The 21,565-nt window shown below is 65.9% G+C and carries 15 protein-coding genes and 1 pseudogene; 10 read left to right on the top strand and 6 right to left on the bottom strand.

Annotated elements, in window-relative coordinates; all coding sequences use genetic code 11:
- The first annotated feature begins 376 nt into the window (after positions 1-376).
- From LV28_RS36680 to LV28_RS36665, 4 genes are all read left to right on the top strand, one after another.
- Positions 377-1,591 carry an ABC transporter substrate-binding protein gene (locus tag LV28_RS36680; protein WP_023596121.1) on the top strand — a complete coding sequence of 405 codons (1,215 nt, stop codon included), beginning with the start codon at positions 377-379 and terminating at the stop codon, positions 1,589-1,591.
- 218 nt (positions 1,592-1,809) lie between these two features.
- Positions 1,810-2,688, top strand: coding sequence for a branched-chain amino acid ABC transporter permease (locus LV28_RS36675; protein ID WP_023596120.1), 879 nt, complete (start codon positions 1,810-1,812; stop codon positions 2,686-2,688).
- Between the two features lie 2 nt (positions 2,689-2,690).
- Positions 2,691-4,679: a branched-chain amino acid ABC transporter ATP-binding protein/permease gene (locus tag LV28_RS36670; RefSeq protein WP_023596119.1), complete on the top strand. Its 1,989-nt coding sequence runs from the start codon at positions 2,691-2,693 to the stop codon at positions 4,677-4,679.
- Between the two features lie 19 nt (positions 4,680-4,698).
- Positions 4,699-5,421 carry an ABC transporter ATP-binding protein gene (locus LV28_RS36665; RefSeq protein WP_023596118.1) on the top strand — a complete coding sequence of 241 codons (723 nt, stop codon included), beginning with the start codon at positions 4,699-4,701 and terminating at the stop codon, positions 5,419-5,421.
- Positions 5,422-5,426: 5 nt separating this feature from the next.
- On the opposite strand, the gene acuI is transcribed toward LV28_RS36665, so the two are convergent.
- The 4 genes from acuI to LV28_RS36650 all read right to left on the bottom strand — a co-directional run bounded on the left by acuI (position 5,427) and on the right by LV28_RS36650 (position 8,886).
- Positions 5,427-6,413 carry an acrylyl-CoA reductase (NADPH) gene (gene acuI, locus LV28_RS36660; RefSeq protein WP_038617400.1) on the bottom strand — a complete coding sequence of 329 codons (987 nt, stop codon included), beginning with the start codon at positions 6,411-6,413 and terminating at the stop codon, positions 5,427-5,429.
- A gap of 52 nt (positions 6,414-6,465) precedes the next feature.
- Positions 6,466-6,624: a hypothetical protein gene (locus LV28_RS48745; RefSeq protein ID WP_155765752.1), complete on the bottom strand. Its 159-nt coding sequence runs from the start codon at positions 6,622-6,624 to the stop codon at positions 6,466-6,468.
- 12 nt (positions 6,625-6,636) lie between these two features.
- Complete coding sequence (locus LV28_RS36655) at positions 6,637-7,770, bottom strand: NAD(P)H-dependent flavin oxidoreductase (protein WP_038617402.1); 1,134 nt, start codon at positions 7,768-7,770, stop codon at positions 6,637-6,639.
- A 186-nt stretch (positions 7,771-7,956) separates the two neighbouring features.
- Positions 7,957-8,886, bottom strand: coding sequence for a site-specific integrase (locus tag LV28_RS36650; RefSeq protein ID WP_371328128.1), 930 nt, complete (start codon positions 8,884-8,886; stop codon positions 7,957-7,959).
- A gap of 369 nt (positions 8,887-9,255) precedes the next feature.
- On the opposite strand from LV28_RS36650, the gene LV28_RS36645 reads away from it, so the two are divergent.
- Positions 9,256-10,299, top strand: a complete 1,044-nt coding sequence (locus LV28_RS36645; RefSeq protein WP_081326881.1) for a DNA-binding protein — start codon at positions 9,256-9,258, stop codon at positions 10,297-10,299.
- Here the strand turns inward: LV28_RS36645 and LV28_RS36640 are convergent.
- Positions 10,270-11,865: an efflux transporter outer membrane subunit gene (locus tag LV28_RS36640; RefSeq protein WP_081326880.1), complete on the bottom strand. Its 1,596-nt coding sequence runs from the start codon at positions 11,863-11,865 to the stop codon at positions 10,270-10,272. The genes LV28_RS36645 and LV28_RS36640 overlap by 30 nt on opposite strands.
- Positions 11,866-11,993: 128 nt before the next feature.
- Between LV28_RS36640 and LV28_RS36635 the strand changes: the two are divergent.
- The 3 genes and pseudogenes from LV28_RS36635 to LV28_RS36625 all read left to right on the top strand — a co-directional run bounded on the left by LV28_RS36635 (position 11,994) and on the right by LV28_RS36625 (position 15,594).
- Positions 11,994-13,144, top strand: a pseudogene (locus tag LV28_RS36635) (HlyD family secretion protein).
- Between the two features lie 143 nt (positions 13,145-13,287).
- Positions 13,288-14,832 (top strand): DHA2 family efflux MFS transporter permease subunit, encoded by a 1,545-nt coding sequence (locus LV28_RS36630; RefSeq protein ID WP_048806632.1) that lies wholly within the window; start codon positions 13,288-13,290, stop codon positions 14,830-14,832.
- A gap of 213 nt (positions 14,833-15,045) precedes the next feature.
- Complete coding sequence (locus LV28_RS36625) at positions 15,046-15,594, top strand: winged helix-turn-helix transcriptional regulator (protein WP_023596109.1); 549 nt, start codon at positions 15,046-15,048, stop codon at positions 15,592-15,594.
- A 110-nt stretch (positions 15,595-15,704) separates the two neighbouring features.
- Here the strand turns inward: LV28_RS36625 and LV28_RS36620 are convergent, their stop codons facing one another.
- Positions 15,705-17,825, bottom strand: coding sequence for a putative bifunctional diguanylate cyclase/phosphodiesterase (locus LV28_RS36620; RefSeq protein WP_038617405.1), 2,121 nt, complete (start codon positions 17,823-17,825; stop codon positions 15,705-15,707).
- A gap of 443 nt (positions 17,826-18,268) precedes the next feature.
- Here LV28_RS36620 and LV28_RS36615 point away from each other — a divergent pair, with 443 nt between their 5' ends.
- Both LV28_RS36615 and LV28_RS36610 read left to right on the top strand, forming a co-directional pair.
- Positions 18,269-19,996, top strand: a complete 1,728-nt coding sequence (locus tag LV28_RS36615; protein ID WP_160117950.1) for a mechanosensitive ion channel family protein — start codon at positions 18,269-18,271, stop codon at positions 19,994-19,996.
- Positions 19,986-21,524, top strand: coding sequence for a DUF2252 domain-containing protein (locus LV28_RS36610; protein ID WP_025249213.1), 1,539 nt, complete (start codon positions 19,986-19,988; stop codon positions 21,522-21,524). Before LV28_RS36615 ends, LV28_RS36610 begins: the two co-directional genes overlap by 11 nt.
- Positions 21,525-21,565 lie beyond the last annotated feature (41 nt).

The raw sequence follows: 21,565 nt of genomic DNA, 5'->3' as shown, positions 1-21,565 counted from the left end.
TCTACCTTACGACCCGCCGCCCGAGTCGAACTCTTTGGCACTCCGTGCCGATGTCCAGACACGCGCCGTACAAGGCGCGTGCCACAAAACCCTCCGGAAACCCGCGCCAAATGGCGATGGCAACGCGTAAACCCGCGTCCCGGTAGGGGTATTCCCGCCTTTGCGCGCGAAACTCAGCGAACACATAATCGGCGCGCTAGGTTGGTCGTTCGAAGCGTGCGTTACGGGTATCGCCCTGACACGAAATACAACACCGGGGCGGTGCAGCGGGGCTGTGAGATCCCGTGCGCATGCATTCCTCGGCAGGGCCTGCGACATCAGGAAATCGCAAGAGAAAAGCGTCATACCGAAACGCATCGCACCGAAGGAGACCCTTATGCAATTCCGATTCAAGCTCATGGCCGGCGCTGTGGCGTTCGCCCTGTCCGCCTCGATGGCCATCGCGGCCGATCCGATCAAGATCGGCGTGTCCGGCCCGTTCACCGGCGGCTCGTCGTCGATGGGCGTTTCCATGCGCGATGGCGTACGTCTGGCCGCTGCGGAGATCAACAAGTCGGGCGGCGTGCTCGGTCGTCAGATCGTGCTGGTCGAGCGCGACGAAGAAGCCAAAAACGAGCGTGGCGTACAAGTGGCGCAGGAGCTGATCAACAAGGAGAAGGTGGTCGCCACCGTCGGCTTCATCAATACCGGCGTGGCACTGGCGTCGCAGCGCTTCTATCAGGACGCCAAGATTCCGGTGTTCAACAACGTGGCCACGGGCACGGTCATCACCGAGCAGTTCAAGCCGCCCAAGTATCCGGATAACTATGTCTTCCGCAATTCGGCCAAGGACAGCATCCAGGCGCCGATGATCGTGGAAGAGGCGATCACGCGTCGCGGCTTCAAGAAGCCGGCGATTCTGGCGGACTCGACGAACTATGGGCAACTGGGTCGCGAGGATCTCGAAAAGGCGCTCAAGGCCAAGGGCATCACGCCGGTGGCCGTCGAGAAGTTCAACATCAAGGACGTCGACATGACGGCCCAGTTGCTCAAGGCCAAGCAGGCCGGCGCCGACGTGATTCTCACGTACGGCATCGGACCTGAGCTCGCGCAGATCGCGAACGGCATGGGCAAACTCGGCTGGAAGCTGCCGCTCGTGGGCAGCTGGACGCTGGCGATGGCGAACTACATCGACAACTCGGGTGCGAACGGCGAAGGTGCGCGCATGCCGCAGACGTTCATCCAGGAGCCGAACACGCCCAAGCGCAAGGCCTTCATCGACGCCTACCTGGCCATGTTCAAGCCGAAGAACAATCGCATCGATTCGGCGGTCTCGGCCGCGCAGGGCTACGACTCGGTCTATCTGCTGGCCGCGGCCATCAAGCAGGCCGGCACGACCGATGGCCCGAAGGTGCGCGCGGCGCTCGAAGATCTGAAGACGCCGGTCGAGGGCGTGGTCACGACCTACGATCATCCGTTCACGCATGACGATCACGATGCCATTACCGCCAATATCCCGGTGATGGGCGAGGTGAAGGGTGGCCGAGTCGTGTACGCGTACGACACCGATCTGAAGGCCGGCAGCAAGGTTCGCGAGAAGGCCTCGAAGTAACCGGGCGTCGTCCCGACGCTGCACCTTGCAGCCATGACGGGTGAACGACGGCGCGCGCCGCTCGTGACCCGGGCCCCTGGCAACGGGGCGTCCGGGAGCGGCACGCGCGCCGTCTTTGCACCCGCGCCAGACGCCGGCACGCGGGACCGGCGCGCGGCACATGCATTGAATGCCTCCCGTGCATCGCTCGTAGGCTCGCACTCGCGAGAGAGGACCGCATGACCATCCTGATTCAACTCATCTACAGCGGTATCGCGCTGGGGATGATCTACGCCGTGATCGCCTTCGGTTACCAACTGACGTTCGCGACGTCCGGCACCCTGAACTTCGGCCAGGGCGAGGCGCTCATGCTCGGCGCACTGGTCGGCCTGACCCTGGTGGAAACGCTCGGACTGAACTATTGGCTCATGATCCCCATCGTCTGCCTGTTCGGCCTGGTGCAAGGCGCCTTCGTCGAGCGCATCGGCGTGAAGCCGGCCTTGCGCATCAAATCGGAGTTCGGCTGGATCATGTCCACCATTGCGCTGGGCATCATCTTTCGCAACGTCGCCGAAAATCTCTGGGGCCGCGACGACCTGAAGTTCCCGTCGCCGCTGCCGGAGTCGCCGATCAAGCTCATGGGCGCGAACGTCCTGCCGATGGAACTGCTTGTCGTGGTCGGCGCGCTGCTCATGATGGCGGCCGTCGAGCTCTTCAATCGTCGCTCCATCTACGGCAAGGCGGTCGTGGCCACGGCCAACGACCGCGACGCGGCCGGACTCATGGGCATCAACACGAGTCTCGTGATCACGTTCTCGTACGCGCTGTCGTCGATGGCCGCCGCATTTGCCGGCGTGCTCGTGGCGCCACTCACGCTGACCGGCGCCACCATGGGGGCCGTGCTCGGCCTGAAGGCATTCGCCGTGGCGATCATCGGCGGTCTGTCGAGCGGCATGGGCGTGCTCGTGGGCGGCCTGATCCTCGGCGTGGCGGAGACGACCACCGCGTTCTACATTTCGACCGGCTACAAAGACGTGCCGGGTCTCGTACTGCTGCTGCTTGTGCTGGCCGTGAAGCCGGCGGGCCTGTTCGGCAAGACCGCCATCAAGAAGGTGTAACCATGACCGCACAGTCCTCCCATGCACGCGGGGCCGCCGACACCGGCAGCCTGCGCGTGACCACGAAGCTCGCGGCGATCGTGGGTATCGTCGCGCTGTTCGGCTTCCCCGTTGCCGTCAGCAATCCGTACTATATCCACATGATCGAAACGATCATGATCTATGCGATCCTGCTCTTCGGGCTGGATATCGTCGTGGGTTATACGGGGCAGGTATCGCTGGGCCATGCCGGGTTGTTCGGTATCGGCGCATACGTGGCGGGGGTTTTCTTCGCCAAGCTCGGGCTGTCGTTCTGGTTCGCGCTGCCGGCGGCCATTCTGATTACGGCGGCGTTCGGGGCGATTCTCGCGTTGCCGGCATTACGCGTGATCGGCCCGTATCTTGCCATGGTGACGCTCGCCTTCGGCACCATCATCCAGATTCTCATCAACGAGATGGACTTCCTGACGTCGGGGCCGATGGGCATCACGCTCACGAAGCCGGTCATCGGCGGGCATCCGATCGACGAAGTCGAGTACTACTGGCTCGTCGCGGTGCTGCTGCTCGTCAGTATTCTCGTGGCGCACCGGATTCTGAAGTCGCACCTCGGCCGCGCCTTCGAAGCGTTGCGCGACTCGCCGGTGGCGTCGGACTGCATGGGCGTGTCGGTGTACCGCTACAAGGTCTACGCGTTCGTGATCAGCGCCGGTTTCGCGGGGCTGGCGGGAAGTCTCTACGCCTATTCGGAGCAGTACATCTCGCCGAATACGTACAACTTCGAACTCACGATCCTGTTCCTGCTGGCCGTGATCATGGGCGGGCGCAAGACCCGCTCCGGTTCGCTGCTGGGTGCGGCGATCATTGTGCTGCTGCCGCAACTGCTTGACGACATCGGCATCTTCCGTATCGTTGCCACGGTCATCGCGGCGTTGACGACGGTGGTCGCCGTGACGGCGATTGCCAAGGCGCGCACCACGCTGGCCAAGGCCGCCGTGCCGGTCGTCGGCACCGTGGGGCTGGCCGCGGTGACATGGTGGCTCGACAGCATCACGGACTGGCGTCTGACGATCTTCGGTCTGATGATTCTGTTTGTCGTGTACTACCTGCCCGACGGCATCGTGGGCTTCCTGCGCTCGCGTATTCTGCATCGCCGCCGCACGCTTTCGGTCTCGGCCACGCAAGTCGACGAATCGGCCGGCGGCGACACCGATCCGGTGCTCATGGCGGCGGCAAGCGGTCCGGACGAACTGCTCAAGGTGCGCCAATTGCTCATGCAGTTCGACGGCCTCAAGGCACTCAACCAGGTGGATCTCACCGTCAGGCGCGGCACGATCCATGGGCTGATCGGCCCGAATGGATCGGGCAAGAGCACCATGATGAACGTGCTCACGGGCATTTACGTGCCGACCGCCGGCAGCATCGAGTTTGCGGGACAGTCGCTCGCGGGCCGCACGTCGTCGGACATCGCGCTCTCGGGCGTGGCGCGCACGTTCCAGAACGTGCAGTTGTTCGGAGAAATGACGGCGCTCGAGAACGTGCTCGTCGGGCTGCACCATACGTTCGCTTCCACGCTGGTCGACGTGTCGCTGCGATTGCCGCGCTACAAGCGCGAGGAAACCGGGGCCCGGGCGCGGGCGATGCGATTGCTGGAGTTCGTGGGGCTGGCTTCGCTGGCCGACGAGGAAGCACGCAACCTGCCGTACGGCAAGCAGCGTCTTCTGGAGATCGCGCGTGCGTTGGCGCTCGATCCGCGCCTGTTGCTGCTCGACGAACCGGCGGCCGGCCTGACCGCGCCGGACATTCGCGAGTTGCTGGCGATCATTCGCAAGATTCGCGACCACGGCATCACGGTCATTCTCATCGAGCACCACATGGACGTGGTGATGAGCACCTGCCAGACCGTGTCGGTCCTGGACTTCGGGCAGAAGATCGCCGAAGGGCTCCCGGCACAGATCCAGGCCGACGAGAAAGTGATCGAAGCGTATCTGGGCGGCGCATCGACGACGCACTGACGACATCAACGGAACCCCTATGCTTTCCATTCGTAATCTGCAGGCGGGCTACGGCAAAGTGCAGGTGCTGCACGGCATCGACATCGATGTGCCGAGCGGCCAGGTCGTCACGCTCATCGGCTCGAACGGCGCCGGCAAGACGACCACCATGCGCGCCGTGTCCGGGATGATCAAACCCACGTCGGGCGAAATCACGCTGGGCGACAAGCGTATCGACGGACTCGATTCGCATCGCATCGCAAAGCTCGGGCTGGCGCACTCGCCGGAAGGGCGTCGCGTGTTCGCGACCATGTCGGTGACCGACAACCTGCGTCTGGGCGCCTTCCCGCGCCTGACAGGCAGTCGCCCGCGCGGCGATGTCGCCGCCGATCTGGAGCGTGCGATGGACCTGTTCCCGCGGTTGAAGGAGCGGCGCAATCAGTTGGCCGGCACACTCTCGGGCGGCGAGCAGCAAATGCTCGCGATGGCGCGCGCGGTCATGTTGCGCCCGGATATCGTGCTGCTCGACGAGCCGTCGATGGGGCTGGCGCCGATTCTGGTCGATGAAGTCTTTCGCATCATCGGCAACCTGAAGGCGGAGGGCGTGACGATGCTGCTCGTGGAGCAGTTCGCCGCCGCGGCGCTGGCGGTGGCCGATTACGGCTACGTGCTGGAGAACGGCAGCATCTCCGTGCACGGTCCGGCCGAGAGCCTGCGCAACGACGACAAGGTGCGTGCCGCCTACCTCGGCGGCAGTCACTGAGCCGCTCAGCGGTTGACGTCGACCACCACGCGGCCGTGGATTTCGCCTCGGACGATGCGTTGCGCGACGGCAATGGCGTCGGCCAGGCCGACATCATGCGACATCCCGCCTAGCTTTTGCGGTTCGAGGTCGTGCGCGAGGCGCCGCCAGGCTTCCTCGCGCAATTCGCGCGGCGCCATCACGCTGTCGATGCCGTGCAGCGTGACGCCGCGCAGAATGAATGGCGCCATGTTCGCCGGAAAATCCATGCCCTGCGCAAGTCCGCATGCGGTGGCGACGCCGCCGTAGCGCAATTGCGCGATTGCGTTGACGAGCGTGTGTGAGCCGACCGAGTCGACCACGGCCGCCCAGCGTTCCTTTTGCAGCGGCTTGCCCGGCTCGGACAACAGGCGCCGGTCGATGACTTCGGCCGCGCCGAGCGCCTGAAGATACTCCGCCTCGTGGAGCTTGCCGGTCGAGGCCACCACGCGATAGCCGAGCGAGCTCAGCAGCGCGACGGCCACCGAGCCGACGCCGCCCGAGGCGCCGGTCACGAGCACGTCGCCGTGATGCGGCACGACACCGCTGCGCTCCAGCGCCATGACCGAGAGCATGGCGGTGTAGCCGGCCGTGCCGATGATCATGGCGTCGCGCGACGAGAAACGCTCGGGCAATTTCACCAGCCAGTCGCCTCGCAGCCGGGCCTTTTGCGCGAGGCATCCCCAGTGAGTTTCGCCAACGCCGTAGCCGTTGAGCACCACGCGCTCGCCCGGACGCCACGCGGCGTGCTTCGAGGCGAGCACCGTCCCGGCCCCGTCGATGCCGGCCACCATGGGCCATGACCGCACGACCGGCGCCTTGCCGGTAATCGCGAGTCCGTCCTTGTAGTTGACGGTGGAGTAGTCGATCGCGACCAGGACGTCGCCATCGGCGGGCAGCGCATCGTCATCCAATGCCGCCACGGCCGCGTGCGTCTTGCCGTCGGATTGGGTCAGCAGAACCGCATTGAACATGTCATGTGTCTCCGAAGCGCGGCGAGTGCGCGCGGTTGGGGGGCGAATCGCTTCAGGCGGTCGCGTCCATGTCGCCGACCGCGAGCGAGCCGAGACTGCCCGCGTTGAACGCGGCGGCCCCGAGCGCCGGCGTCGATGCCACGGCCATCGGCGCCTGAATGATCGGCGTCGACAGGCCGGGCCGCCGGGTGATGCGTAGCGTTGGAGACATGGACGGCCTCGCTCAGAAGGTCGATGCCAGTTCGCGCAGCGCGTCGAAAGTCTCGTGGAGCTCGGCGCGCAGCACGCCGACGAGCTCTGCTGCCGGCATGGCGCGGGCAAGCGGCGCGGCTTGTCCGGCCCACTGCGCGGCATAGTCGTGATTGCCCTTGGCCTTTGCCGCCGCATTGATCGCCTTTCCGGCATCGTAGGCCACCGGATAGGCCGGGAGATCAGGGCGCTCGGCCTTTTGCTCGAGTGCATATAGCCGATTGACGAAACCACGCGCCGGACGTCCGGAGATGGCGCGAATCAGTGCCGTGCGCGGTGGCTGTCCGACGCAAAGGCGTTCGCGATACGCGGCATCTGCCGACGATTCCGGACAGGCAACGAAGGCAGTGCCGAGTTGCGCGGCCTGTGCGCCGAGCGCCAGCACCGCGGCGATGCCCGCGCCGTCCATGATGCCGCCCGCGGCGATCACGGGCACCGAGGTGTGCGTGACGACCAGCCGCACAAGCGCCAGCGTCCCCAGTTGCTCGTCGTCGGTCGGCACGCGATCGCCGAGATCCTCGAAGCGGCCGCGGTGACCGCCGGCCTCGTATCCTTGCGCGACGATGGCGTCGATACCCGCCGCCTCGATCTCCCGGGCCTCGGCGAGGTTCGTGGCCGTGGCGAACAGCAGGATGCCGGCCGCATGCAGGGCGTCGATCTTCTCCTGCGACGGCAGCCCGAAATGGAAGCTCACAACCGCCGGACGTTCCTCGAGCAGCATGGCGAACATGGCATCGTCGGCCACGAAGCTTTTGTAAATCTCGCTCAGTGCCGCCGGCGCGGTGGCGCCGAAGCGCGCGAATTCCGGGGCGAGATAGGCCAGCCAAGCGGCGTCGCGCGACGCGTCGAGCGTGGCCGGCGCATGGCAGAACACGTTGACGTTGAACGGCTTACGGGTCAGGGCGCGAGTGTCATGAATGGACTTGCGTGCAGCATCGGCGTTGACCGAAGCCACGCCCAGCGAGCCGAGCCCGCCGGCATTGGAGACGGCGGCCGCCAGCGCGGGGGTGCTGGTGCCGGCCATCGGCGCCTGGATGATCGGCGCGAGCAGGCCGAGTCGTTCGATGAGCGCGCGATTGCGCGAGCGGGAAGCGGTGGAGCTAGGCATGACGATCTGCACCTTTGAGTGTTCAATGGGGGGAACAGCGGCAGTGACAGCAGGCGGTATGTCCACTATGGCATACGCCCGACGCCGTAAAAGATATCACTTAAATGCATCTTTATGTCGGCTACCCCAGGAATTTGCGCGGCCGATCGCTGGCGCTGCGCAGCGCGTCGACGTTGCTGCCGATCGTCACATGCCGCTGTTCTCCGGCGCATTCGGGGTGTCGATGTCTTCGTCGGCGGGCGGACCGCCCATCAAATCGGCCGCGCGCGAACGCAGCATGTCGGCCCGACGAAAGTAGCCGACGACGGTCGCGACGCTCGTATGCCCCGTCATCGTCATGGTTTCGGCCAACGGGACTTGTTGGAGCGCCGCTTCGGTGACGAAACCCGCCCTGAGCGAATGCGCGGAGAAGTTGCCGTTCAGGCCGGCGAGCGTGCACCGCTCGCGGACGATGTCGCGCACCGCCGCCTCTGACAGCGCGTCGCCGAGGTGCCCGCCCCGGCGCACCCGGCGGAAGATCGGACCTTCGACGATCCCCGCGGCGGCAAGCCAATCGGTGAGCGCGGCCGCGGCGGCACCGGTCACGGGCTTTTCGTTTTCCGGGAGATCGGCACCTTGCTGATTGGTTTTCGACCACCCGAGCGTATAGACATAGCGGTCCGGCGCCACGCGGCGGACGTTCTCGCAGGTGGCACGAACGACTTCGGAGCGGCGCCGTCCGCCGCTCGCCCAGGCGAACAGCAGCAAGGCTCGGTCGCGTTTGCCGCGCAGCGAGTCGTCGCACGTGTCAAGCAGCGCGCGCAGTGGCTCCCGGGTCAAGGCGTCCTTTTTGGCTGGCCGCGCGCCGCGCCTGGCGTAGGCGCGCCGCGTTTTCGCGAGCAATTCCCGCACGACGGGTTCGGCACACGGGTTCGGCAGATCGCGCGACGTGTGCAGTTTGGCCATGACGCTCAGACGGTGAAGGAGGGTGGCGAGCGCCGGGGGACCCGCCCGCGCCTTGAGGCCCTGCGAGACAAGTGCCACATCGAGCGCTTCGGGCATCGCCGTGCGCAAACCCTGTTTGCTCTGATGCACGGCGTGATCCACGACGAACTGGATGATGACGGCGGGCGGCAACGGCGTCGGCAAGGCTTCCCCGTAACGTAGTCGATACCAGCCCAGCCAATAGCGCATGGCTGATTGATAACTGAGTCGCGTATTCGCGGAGTCGCCTTCCCGGGCGAGCGCCTGAGCGGCTTTGCGGGCATCGTCGTTCAGCTTGCCCGGATCGAGGACCTCGGGCAGTTTCTCGCCGGATGTGACGCTTGCAACCGCGTCGGATGCGGATGGGGAAGCCGACGGGCCGGAATCAATGATTTTTCTACCGAACATATGATTTCATATGTAACATGTAATTAATATAACGCACAAAGCAAATAAGTCACGATAATCTTCCATTATCGAGGGTTATTTGGCAATGCCGACGAAATCAAGGAGTGCTGCGTCATGACTACGTCTCAAGGCTTGAAATCCGCCGCGATCGCACCGTCGTCCCGAGCGGGTGGGCGCGGTATCTCCGAGCAGGATGTGTGGGCCGCAGCCGATGCGTTGCTGATGCAAGGGCAGCGCCCCACCATCGAGCGCATTCGTCAACAGTTGGGACGGGGATCGCCGAATACCGTGAGCCCATATCTCGATGCCTGGTTCGCGGGGCTCGGCACACGTTTGCAGGGCGGTGGCGCGGCCATGTCCGGACTGCCGGAGGGCATTTCGATGCCCGATACGGTGGCTCGCGCGGCGATTGATTTGTGGACGCTCGCGCTGGAGGAGAGCCGGGCTGTACTGGCGCAAGAGGCGGCCGAGCGCCGGGCGGCGCTCGATGCCCGTGAGGCGGAACTGGCTTCTGAGCGCGAAGCGTTGGTGCAGGCGCGCGCCGTCCTGCACGAGCGCATCGCGGCGGCGGAGACGGCGGCGGCCGATGCCCGTCAGGCGCGAGACGAAGCGCAAGCGCAGGCACGTCGCGCCGAGGCGCAGCTCATCGATTCGCAGGCCGATGCGGTGGCCTCCCGGCAAGCACTCTCCGCGGCGCGCGACGCGATGCAGGCATTGCAGGAAGTGCACGCGGGTCAGCGCGCAGGTTGGGACGCCGAGCGTGTCCGGCTCACCGAGCGCGCCGAGGCCAACGAGCGACGGCTCATGCTGGAGCTCGATGCGGCGAGAGCGTCTGTCAAGTCGCTTCAGCAGGAGCGCCGTCAGGTGCAGCGAGAGTTGCAGGAGGCGCAGGCCAGTCTTGCCGCCATGACGGAGGCGCAACACGAGATGCGGTCGGCCAAGGCATTGCAGGATGCGGTGATCGCGCGTTTGCGCGAGCAGGTGACGACGCAGGAAGCGCTCGCCGCCACGTACCAGTCGATGCTGTCGGCGTCGGCGTCGGCGTCGGCGTCGACGGGCGTCGGCATTGCGCGCGGCCCGACGCCGGGGCGCAGGCGCCGGTCAGGCGCCGCGAGCGCGGCGGCGACGTCAGTCTTGCGACGGGCGCGAAGGGGATGATGCGCGCGGTGAGGTCAGCGCCAGCGCAGGCGCATCGGCCTGCCAGCCGCCGCCCAGCGCCCGGAATGTCGCCACCGCGGCACGGGCATTGTCAGCCTGTGCCCGCGCGTCGGCATCGCGCACGGTCAGTAGTTGTCGGTCGGCGTCGAGCACTTCATACAGGCTGACCGCTCCCCCCGTGTAGGCCGCTTGCGCGCTGTCGCGTGCGCGCGTCTGCGCGTCCACCGCCTTGGCCAGATCCTTGCGCTGTTGCTCGATCTCCACGAGGGTGACGATGGCGTTTTCCACATCCTCGGTGGCGTGCAGCATGGCCAACCGGTACTCGGCCAGGGCCTCGGCATTGGCGCCGCGTGCCTGCGCGACTTCGGCGTCGATCCGGCCAAAGTCGAACAGTCTCCAGCGCAGGCCCAGTGCCGCGAGCGGCTGGAACGTATCAGCGCCCGGCACTCGCCCGCCGGCGAGCGTTTCGAATCCCAGCACCCCCGAGAGCGAGAGCTTGGGGTAATACTCGGCCAGCGCAGCCCCGATTTGGGCGTTCGACGCGGCCAACCGACGTTCCGCGGCAATCACGTCGGGGCGTCGGCGCAACAGATCGGCCGGCTTGCCGATATCGCCAATCGGCGGGATCGCAATTGGCCGTACGTGCCGGTCGTCCGCCGGCGTTGTCGCGTCGATCTTGTGCGCGTAGGTGCCCGGCGCCACGCCCATCAGTACGTCCAGACGGTTGAGCTGGCTTTCGCGCTCGATGCGAAGCGGCGGCAGCGTCGTTCGCGCCTGGGCCAGCAGTGCTTCGGACTGTGCCACCTCGCGTTCGGTGGCCAGGCCATCTCCAAAGCGCAGGCGCACGATGTCCAGCAGGCGTTCGTCCGTGGCGATCTGATCCTGTGCGATGGCCAGGCGGCGCTGTGCCGCACGCACGCGAAAATACGCATCGGCGGCTTCCGCGACGAGGCTCACGCGCACGCCGTCGCGCTGCGCCTGCGCGACTTGCGCCAGCGCGCTTGCCGTTTGCGCCGAGCGTCGCAATCCCCCAAACAGGTCCAGCTCCCAGCTTGCGCCCAAGCCAATGTCGTACACGGTCATGTTGCGGTTGTATCCCGGCAGCGTGCTCGCGACGACGCCCTGCGGGCTGTCGAGCGATTGATGTTCCCGACTGATGTCGCCATCCAGACGCAGTGACGGCAGTTGCCGTGCACCCGCTGCGCTGGCCTGCGCGCGTGCCCGGACGACACGGGCCATGGCTGCCTGCAAATCGAGATTCTGTGCAAGCGCCTGTTCGATGATGGACGTAAGCGCCGGGTCGTGAAAACGCGTCCACCAGGTATCGAGCGTTTCGTGAGCGCGGCTCGGCGGCGCACTGCCCGGTGCGTCCGATACCCCGGTGCGAAAGGCGTCTCGCTGGGCGAGCCGGACGACTCCGGCGAAGTGGTCAGGCAGCGCGTTGCCGGGTGGCACGTAATCCGGGCCGACCGCGCAACCGGCCAGGGAGCCGACGCACACGGCAAGGCAGGCGGCGCGAAGGACGGAAGGGGGAATGCCGAATGACGTCGAGGCGTGTGAATTCATGATCGAAGGAGGGGAGTTCGCGCAGTTACTTGCAATATGATAGTCACAACTCTATACTCACTTCCATTATGAAAGCAACACCGAGTTGCGCACTTCATCACACACTTAAGAGCAAGAAGGAAGGACCCATGACATCCCCCAGCACGCCTACCCCTGATACAGGAGAACCCATCGGCCGGATTCGCAAGTCAAGCGTCGGGTCTCAGCTTGTGATGCGCGGCGCGGCGGTCGTGGCCGTCCTGGCGGTATTGGGGTACGGCGCGTATTGGTGGACGACGGCTCGGCATCTCGAATCGACGGACGATGCCTATGTCGGGGGGACGTCACCGCGCTCGGCCCGAAGGTGCCGGGCTACATCGCGCAGGTATTGGTCACGGACAACCAGGCTGTCCATGCCGGGGATGTCCTTGTGCGGCTCGACGACCGCGACTACCGTGCCGCGCTCGCCAAGGCAGAAGGCGCTGTCGCCGCGCAGCGCGCGTTGCTCGCCAATCTGGACGCCACGGCAAGGCTGCAGACGGCGGTGATCGCGCAGGCGCGCGCCGGTGTGGCGGCCATTGCCGCGGACGCGCGTCGTGCTCGCGAAGATCAGGCGCGATACCGGGATCTCGTCGCCAAGTCGGCGGTGTCGGTCCAAAGTGCGCAGAGAGCGGAGGCGGACTACCAGCAGCTCGTGGCCAATCGCGAGCGGGCCGACGCCGGTGTGACGGCCGCCGAACGACAACTCGACGTCATCGGCACGCAAAAGCAGCAGGCGCAGGCGGCGTTGGCCCAGGCGGTGGCCGAGCGCGATATCGCGAAACTCAATCTCGATGACACGGTGCTTCGCGCGCCCGTGGACGGCACCGTCGGCAACCGGCGTGCCCGCGCTGGCGCGTACGCGCAGGTGGGCAGTCAACTGCTCGCCATCGTTCCCGCCCACGGACTTTGGGTGGACGCGAATTTCAAGGAAGGACAGGTCGCTCACCTGCGACCCGGCATGCCGGTGAAGATCGAGGCCGACGTGCTGCCGGGCCGCGTCTTCCATGGTCGCGTGGCAAGCCTGGCACCGGCCACGGGCGCGCAGTTCAGTGTCCTGCCGCCGGAAAATGCGACAGGCAACTTCACCAAGATCGTCCAGCGTGTGCCCGTTCGGGTGAGGCTGGATGATGCCGACGGTCGTCTTGGCACCTTGCGTCCCGGGCTGTCGGTGACGGCCGTGGTCGATGCGCGAGGCGATGACGGCACCGGAGCAACCGAACGTCGAGACGCCGGTTCGGCCAAGGTCGCCGCACGATGAGCGCCACGCAAACAGGCGGGTTGCTGCCGCAGCCGGTGCCGGTCGGCAATCCGGCTCCCGCGCCGCGCCCGGCCCGGTCCGCCAACGATGGCCGTGAGCGGGCCGTGGCGCCGGCACCGGGCGGTGGCTACTCGGCCGGTGCCATGTCCACGCGCGCCAAGGTGATCGCCTTTGCCACCATGGTGGTGGGCATGTTCATCGCCTTGCTCGATATCCAGATCGTATCGGCCTCCTTGCGCGACATCGGTGGCGGCCTGTCGGCCGGCGCGGACGAAACGGCATGGGTGCAGACCAGCTACCTGATCGCGGAGATCATTGTGATCCCGCTCTCGGGGTGGCTCTCGCGCGTGATGTCCACGCGTTGGATCTTCGCGGCTTCGGCGGCCGGGTTCACGGTGGCGAGCTTGCTGTGCGGCGCGGCGTGGAATATCCAGAGCATGATCGCGTTTCGCGCGCTGCAGGGGTTTCTCGGCGGGTCGATGATTCCGTTGGTGTTTACCACGGCGTTCGCGTTTTTCAGCGGGCCGCAGCGCGTGCTGGCGGCAGCGGTGGTCGGTGGGCTCTCGTCATTGGCGCCCACGCTCGGGCCGACCATCGGCGGATGGATCACCGACAACTACTCGTGGCATTGGCTGTTCTTCGTCAACCTGGTGCCCGGCATTTTCGTCACGGTTACCGTGCCGCTGCTGGTGCGCATCGACCGGGCCGACTGGTCGTTGTTGCGCGGCGCCGATTACCTGGGCATGGCGCTGATGGCGGTGAGCCTGGGGTGCCTGGAGTACACGCTGGAAGAAGGGCCTCGCTGGGATTGGTTTGGCGACGACACCATTCGTACGACCGCATGGCTGGCCGCTGTCTGTGGCGTGGCGTTCGTCTGGCGCAGCCTGACTTACGCGCAACCGATCGTGGACCTGCGTGCCTTGCGGCAGCGCAACTTCGCGCTGGGCTGCTTCTTCTCGTTTGCCACGGGGATCGGCATTTTTGCCACGATCTATCTCACGCCGTTGTTCCTTGGCCGGGTGCGCGGCTTTTCCGCGTTCGAGATAGGGATGGCGGTGTTCTCGACGGGCGTGTTCCAGCTCATGTCGATCCCCCTGTACGCCATGCTCGCCAATCGGATCGATTTGCGGTGGCTCATGATGGTGGGGTTGGGCGCCTTTGCTTTGTCGATGTGGCAGTTCGCGCCAATCACGCACGACTGGGGTGCGTGGCAATTGATGCTCCCGCAGGCGCTTCGCGGCGCGGCGCAGCAATTTGCCGTCGCCCCGATCGTCACGCTGACGCTGGGCAGTCTGCCTCCGGCAAGGCTTCGTCTGGCGTCCGGCCTGTTCAACCTGATGCGCAATCTCGGCGGCGCCATCGGGATTGCCGTGTGCACGACGGTACTCAACGATCGCACCAATCTGCATTTCTTCCGCCTCGCGGAGCGCATGGGTGAGGGAAGCCCGGCGGTCGGGGAGTGGCTTGCCGGTGTGGGGGCGCGAATGTCGGTGGCCGGGCTGGACGCCGTCGACGCGCACACGGCGGCGCTGCGCCAGCTCTGGACGCTGACGCTGCGCGAGGCCCAGACGATGACGTTCGGTGACGTCTACACGGGACTTGGCGTGATCTTCGTTTGCGTGACGCTGATGGTGCCGCTCCTGCGGCGGGTTGCGCCTCCCGCGACGCCAAGTGCCGACGCGCATTGAGTGTGTCGGCAGAAGAATTCACTTCAAATAACCGACTTCAGGAATGCATCGTAATCAATTGATTTATATCGAGTATATTTTTAGGTGGCGACGTGATCTGCCGATGAGCGACGCCAAGCGCGGTCGACCGGCTTGCTCCCGGGGGGCGACGCGCTTATGCTCACTTGCATGGTAATAGGCAGCGTTCTTCGCTTCCGCACGCAAGGAGTCCGTATGCAACGAAAGACCTTCCGGGACATGCAGTGCCCGATCGCCCGAAGCCTGGAACGGGTGGGCGAATGGTGGAGCATTCTCATCCTGCGCGAAGCCGGCTACGGGACGACCCGTTTCGATGACTTTCAGCGCCGTCTGGAGATCGCGCCCAACATGTTGACCCGCCGCCTGAACGCCTTGGTGGAGGAAGGCTTGCTGGCGCGCCGACAGTATTCCGACCGGCCGCCACGCTTCGAATACGTGCTCACGGATGCCGGGCGTGACTTCCGGCCGGTGCTGTGGGCGTTGCTCGCCTGGGGAAATCGTCACTTCGCGCCGGAGGGCATCTCGGCGCAGTTGATTGACCGGCAGACGGGCCAGGTGGTGGAACCGGTCGTCGTGGATGCGGTGACGGGGGTGCGGCTGGACCCGGCGCGTCATGTGCCGGCCGCGGGCCCGGCGGCGAGCGAGAGCATGAAGGCGCGGCTCGCCCGCGCGGCGGCGTTTGCCAGCGGAGAACCGGTCGACGACAGCGGTACGGCGGTGGCAGCGGAAGTCGCCGGGCGCTGAGTGGCCGGGTCTGGCGACGGCAACCGCCGGGCAGGGCCTGCCTGGCGGATTGCCGCCATTGCCCGCGGGTCGTGTGCGTCAGCGCGATGCCGAATGGGCGCGGCAGCCGCTCAGGCCATCGCCGGAGTGCCCGGCATTCCAGGCCGCGAGGCGAGCAGCCGCGCGAACGCTTCACCGGTAAGCGGCTTGCCCAGCAGGAAGCCCTGCAACTCGTCGCAATCGAGTGTCTTCAGTGCTTCGCGCTGCGACGCCGTCTCCACGCCTTCGGCCACGACGTCCATATCCAGCGAGTGGGCCAGTGCGATGATGGCCGATACGACGGCGCTGCCTTCGCGCCCACAGGTATCGAGACCGTTCGTGAAGAAGCGGTCCATCTTCAGTTGCTTGACGCGAAAGCGTTGCAGGTACGCCAGACTGGAGTATCCCGTTCCGAAGTCGTCGATGGCGACTTCGAAGCCGTGCTCCTGAAATGCGCGGATCACGTCGATCGTGTGCTGGGCGTCGAACATCGCCACCGTCTCGGTGATCTCGAACATCAGCCGGTCGCACGACACGCCCGCGGTGTGCACGATCTCCAGAATATTCTCTACCAGTTGCGACTGTGCCAACTGCCGGGGTGAGAGGTTGATGGCGACCTTCACTGGCGGCAGTCCGGCCGCGTCCCACTGCTTGATGTGCTCGCAGGTGGCGCGCACGACCCAATAGCCGATCTGCACGATCTGCCCCGTGCGTTCGGCCACCGGGATGAAATCGACCGGCTGCAGCTCGCCGAAGGTCGGGTGCGTGAGGCGCAGCAAGGCTTCCGCGCCAGCGAGCGCCTCCGTGTCGCCTCGGTACTTCGGCTGGAAGTGAAGCGAGAAATACTGTTCCGCTTGCGCGTCGTGCAACGCCTGCTGGATTTCCCAGGTGCGCTGCGCGGCGGCGTTCATGCGCGGCTCGAAGTAGCGGAAGATGCCGCGCCCGGCGCGCTTGGCCTCGTACATGGCCGTATCGGCGTGCTTGAGCAGCAGATCGATGCTGTCGCCATCGTCCGGGAACAGGGCCACGCCGATGCTCGGCATGACGTGCAGCGACTGATCGCCCACGCGCAGGCCGTCGCGCATGTCATCGAGCAGGCGCTGGGCGACGCGGCCCGCGACCTCGGGCGACGACAGCGAGCCCAGCAGCACGACGAATTCGTCGCCGCCCAGCCGGGCGACCACATCGTCGCCGTTCACGTTCTTGCGCAGACGCTTGGCGAAGGCGCGCAGGACGTCGTCGCCCACGTTGTGCCCGAGCGAGTCATTGATCGTCTTGAAGCCGTCCAGATCCATGAACAGCACCGCGAAGCGACGCTGGTCGCGACGCGAGTTGATGAGCATGCGCGCCGCTGCGTCATGCAGCGCCCGGCGGTTGGGCAGGTCGGTCAGGGAGTCGTACGTCGCCATGCGCGCGATCTGCGAATTGAGCTGCATGACGGAATTGGCCAGGAAACTGGTGCGTGCGTCCAGCCGGGAGACGAGCAGCGTGGTCGCGAGAATCAGGAACGTGAACAGACTTACCGTGGTGACCAGCCATTGAGAGCTCACGCCGGTCGCGGCGCCGCAGACGGCGCCCGGCGCGAAGTTCGCGGCCGCCATGCCGGTGTAATGCATTGCCGTGATCGCCAGCCCCATGACCACGGCCGCGCCGACCCGTTTCGACATCACGTAGCGCAGGCTGCCGTCGCGCAGGGTGCGCGCGATCCAGAGTGCTGCGGTGGCGGCCAGGATCGCGATGAGGATCGATGCCGAGAAGAGCAGCGGATCGTATTCGATCGCCGGGTTCATCTTCATTGCCGCCATGCCGCTGTAGTGCATGGCGGCAATGCCGATGCCCAGCGTGACACCGGCGGCCGCGACGCGCCGGCGGGTGAAGTGCTCGCTGGCGATCATCCACAGGGCGGCCCACGCAATGACGATGGCGATGGCAAGCGACGCGGCGGTCAGCACCGGATCGTAGCCGAGCGGGATCGCGGTGTGCGACGCGAATGGCGACCAGGACGGCGAGAGCGACAAGGCGAGCATGCCGATGAAGTGCATCGACCAGATGCCGATACCCATGGCTGTCGCGCCCACGGCGAGCCAGGCGTGGCGCATGCCACGGCGCGTCATGAGATAGATGCGACCCGAGAGGTCGAGCGCCGTGAATGACGCCAGTACCGCAACTGCAAGCGATAACGCTACGAGCCAACCACTGTACGAACTGGACATATGAAAACCGACTGAAAGGTCCCGCCAATCTGTTTATCGGCAGATATCGCCCATAGTTGAGGATTCCATGTCGGAATTTTTCCGACATTCCCGGGGCGCGGGCACAACGGAATCGGCTGGCATGCGCGCGTGCTGCGCCGATGCTCGACAGTGCCGATGCCATAGTGAATAATCCGTCCATACCCCGCTCCGGCCGGACGTGGCCTGCGATGTACGTACCGGGCTGAATCCAGCGTGCATCGCCCATGCGCCGGGCCGGCGGCAACCGGTAACCGTCGGGACCGCGAATTCGGAATTTTCGGAATTCGGGGACAACGATCCGGGAACGGTCGGGGGCAGAATACGGCAGCCCTCGATTTTGCCTGATTTCCGTCGGATTTCCTCGCACTGCGTCAATTCTTGGTGGCCAACTTGCCCGCGGGAGCCGTGATATGCGCCTTCGCATGAGGCTGTTGCAAGTGCTGGTGGTGTGTGCAATGAGCGTCGCGCCGGGGCTGGGATCCGTCCCGGCAATGGCGGCAACAGCGGGGGCTGCGCCGAACACCCATGGGGATGCGGCCGAGGCGCCCGTCCAGGTTGCTGCTGGCGGACCGACCGGCGCGGCCGCGAGCGCCGACACTCAGGACGGGGTCGAATTGCGCTTCATGGATCGACCCGTGGCGACCTTTCGCGGCACGCTCGGCGGCGCCACCCCGGCGGTGCGTGCGGCCCGGGCGCGGTCAGTCCTCGAGCGCCTGCCGCCGCGGGCGCTCGACGCGCCGGTCGACGTGCTGCACGCCTCGCTCGGCGGGATGTCGGGCGTCGCATTCCGGGTTCAGGACCGCATTCTTTTCGCGCTGACGACCGAAGACCTGGCGCCGGGCGATCCACGCGCGCTGGACGTCGTCGCGGACGAGATCCGTGGGCGCCTGCAGGTGGCCTTCGCTGCCCGGCGCGAACAACTGCACTGGCCGACCATCCTGCGCGGCGTGGCGCTCAGCGCGCTCGGCGCGGGCGTGCTGGCGCTACTGGTGATCGGCGTGGGCCGCATGCGTACACGGCTCGAGACGCGCTTGCGGACGGCTTTCGAGAAGCGTGTCCTTCAGCGAACCACCCGTAGCTTCGACTGGACGGGCTCGGCCGTCCATCTGGTCCATCAGGTCGTGCAGATCGGTGCGGTCTGCCTGGCATTGGCGTTCGCCTATCTCTACCTGATCTTCGTGCTGATGCAATTCCCGGCAAGCCAGCCGCTGGCCGGGCGCCTGTCCGACTTTCTCTGGACGCTGGTCGATCGGTTCGGCCTTGGCGTGGCAGGTGCAATTCCGGGGATCGTGACCGTCATCGTCATCTTCCTGCTCACGCGGGCGTTGCAAAGTCTGATCAACAATGTGTTCGATGCCGTCCAAAGCGGGCGTCTGACCATTCCCGGCATGCACCCCGAGACGGCCGGTGCGACGCGTCGCCTGGTGTCGGTCGTCGTCTGGGGACTGGCGCTGACCTTCGCCTACCCATACATGCCGGGGGCCCAGAGCGACGTCTTCAAGGGCCTTTCGGTCCTTCTGGGTCTCATGGTGACACTGGGCTCGAGCGGCATCGTGAATCAACTGATGAGCGGCATGGTCGTGATATACAGCCGCGCGCTCAGGAAAGGGGATCTCGTCTCGATCGGTGACGCCACCGGTGTGGTGGTGGGGGTGGATGCCTTGTCGGTGAAGATCGTGAATCTGGCGAAAGAGGAATTGACGATTCCCAACGCGGTTGTCGTGGCGTCGACCGTGCGCAATTTTTCGGCGCAGGGGCGCGAGCGTGGCGCGGCGATCAGCACCTCCCTCACGATCGGCTATGACACGCCCTGGCGCCAGGTCCACGCCATGCTGATCGAGGCGGCCGGGAAGACGCCACAGGTCGTCTCTGAACCGGCGCCGTTCGTGCTGCAACGAGCGTTGTCCGACTTCTACGTGGAGTATGAGGTCTTTGCGACCTTGCGGGATCCCTCCACCCGGTTCGCGGCCATCTCGGCACTGCATGAGAACATCCAGGACGTTTTCAACCAATACGGCGTGCAGATCATGTCGCCGCATTTCCAGGCACAACCGGACTCGCCATTGACGCTTCGACCGGCCCAGTGGTACCCCGCGCCAGCGCAGTCCGCGGCGGTCCCATTGGAAGAAGGAGTCGGACATGCCCGCTAATCCATTGCCTGCGCCGTCGGCGCCGGCGGCCGGTCTTGCCGCGTTGAAACTCAAACCGGCCGCGAGGTCGATGCAGTCGAATACCTCGTCTGCGCTCGCGGATTCCGGCACGGCGACACCCCCCGCGGTGCCTTTCGAGGCGCGTGTTGCCGCGGGGCGCAAGCTTCGTGAGACGACGCCTCGACGCAGCCACTCGCATCTGGGCAGGACTGATCGCGACGCCGTCGAGTTGTTGCGCATCAGCAGCGAAGGACGCGTCGCCGCCCTGGTCCCGCTGCGTTATGGCCGCATGCTGGCGTCGCCATTCGCCTTCTTTCGGGGAAGCGCCATCGTGCAGGCGCACGATCTGGCCGGCACGCCGAACAGCGGGCTGACCCTGCAGATTTGCGGGGACTGCCATCTGGCCAATTTCGGCGGGTTCGCCACGCCCGAGCGCACACTGATCTTCGATCTGAACGATTTCGACGAAACCGCTCCCGGGCCGTGGGAGTGGGATCTCAAGCGGTTATGCGTCAGTCTGGTGCTCGCCGCCCGCCAGTTCGGCTTCGGCGACACGCTGGGCGTGGAGATGGTGCGCGCGGCCGTTGACAGCTATGCGAAGCGTTTGGACGAATACGCGCACATGCCGACCATCGCGCTGTGGCACGAGCAGGTCACTTTCGAGCGCATGCTCAATCTCGCACAGACCGAGCGGGTGCGCGAGGGCGTCAAACGCGGGATTGCCCGGGCGTCTGGTCGTACGCACGAGAACGTACTGCCCAAGTTCGCGCAGCAGATCGGCGACCAATGGCTGATCCGCGATACGCCGCCAACGGTGTTTCACGTGCACGGCGCCACGACCCTGTTCGGCCCCGAGGACGATTGGCTGGGGCTGGGCGACTGGCGTACGCTGTTTTCCCCCGTCTACCAGAGCTATTTGAATTCGTTGCCGCCGGATCGCGCGAGCATGCTCTCGGCCTATACCCGGGAGGACCTCGCCTTCAAGGTCGTGGGGGTGGGCAGCGTGGGCACGAGATGCCTGGTGCTGCTGTTGATGGATACCCACGAGCAGCCGCTCTTTCTCCAGTTCAAGGAGGCATCGAAATCGGTAGTCTCGCGCTTCTTCAAAGGCACGGCGTCAAGGCATGACGGGCGGCGCGTGGTGGAGGGGCAACGCCTCATGCAGGCGGCATCCGACGCATTTCTCGGATGGGGCAGCGGTCCGTTCGGGCGATCCATCTACGGACGTCAGTTGCGCGATATGAAGATATCCGCGCAATTCGAACTTTTTCGCGCCGACGGCTTTCGGGAGTACGCCCGCCTGTGTGGCTGGGTGCTGGCGCGCGCGCATGCCAAGGCGGGCGGGTGCGCGGCGGAGCTGGTGGGATACGTCGGCAAGGGCGCTCGCCTGGGTGCGGCGCTGGTCCATTATTCGACGGGGTATGCGGACCAGGTCGAGCGCGATTACGACATCTTTCGCAAGGCTTGCCGTGACGGCCGGCTCGAGGCGCGCACGGATGCCGACATGGCGGCCGACTTCACCGCCTGAGCGTCGGCGGGCCAGTGCCGCCTGCGCTCACCCGCGGCCGT

Source organism: Pandoraea pnomenusa, assembly GCF_000767615.3.
GTDB classification, from domain to species: domain Bacteria; phylum Pseudomonadota; class Gammaproteobacteria; order Burkholderiales; family Burkholderiaceae; genus Pandoraea; species Pandoraea pnomenusa.
The sequence above is the reverse complement of the archived record's forward strand: the minus strand, read 5'-3'. Positions and strand labels throughout refer to the sequence as shown.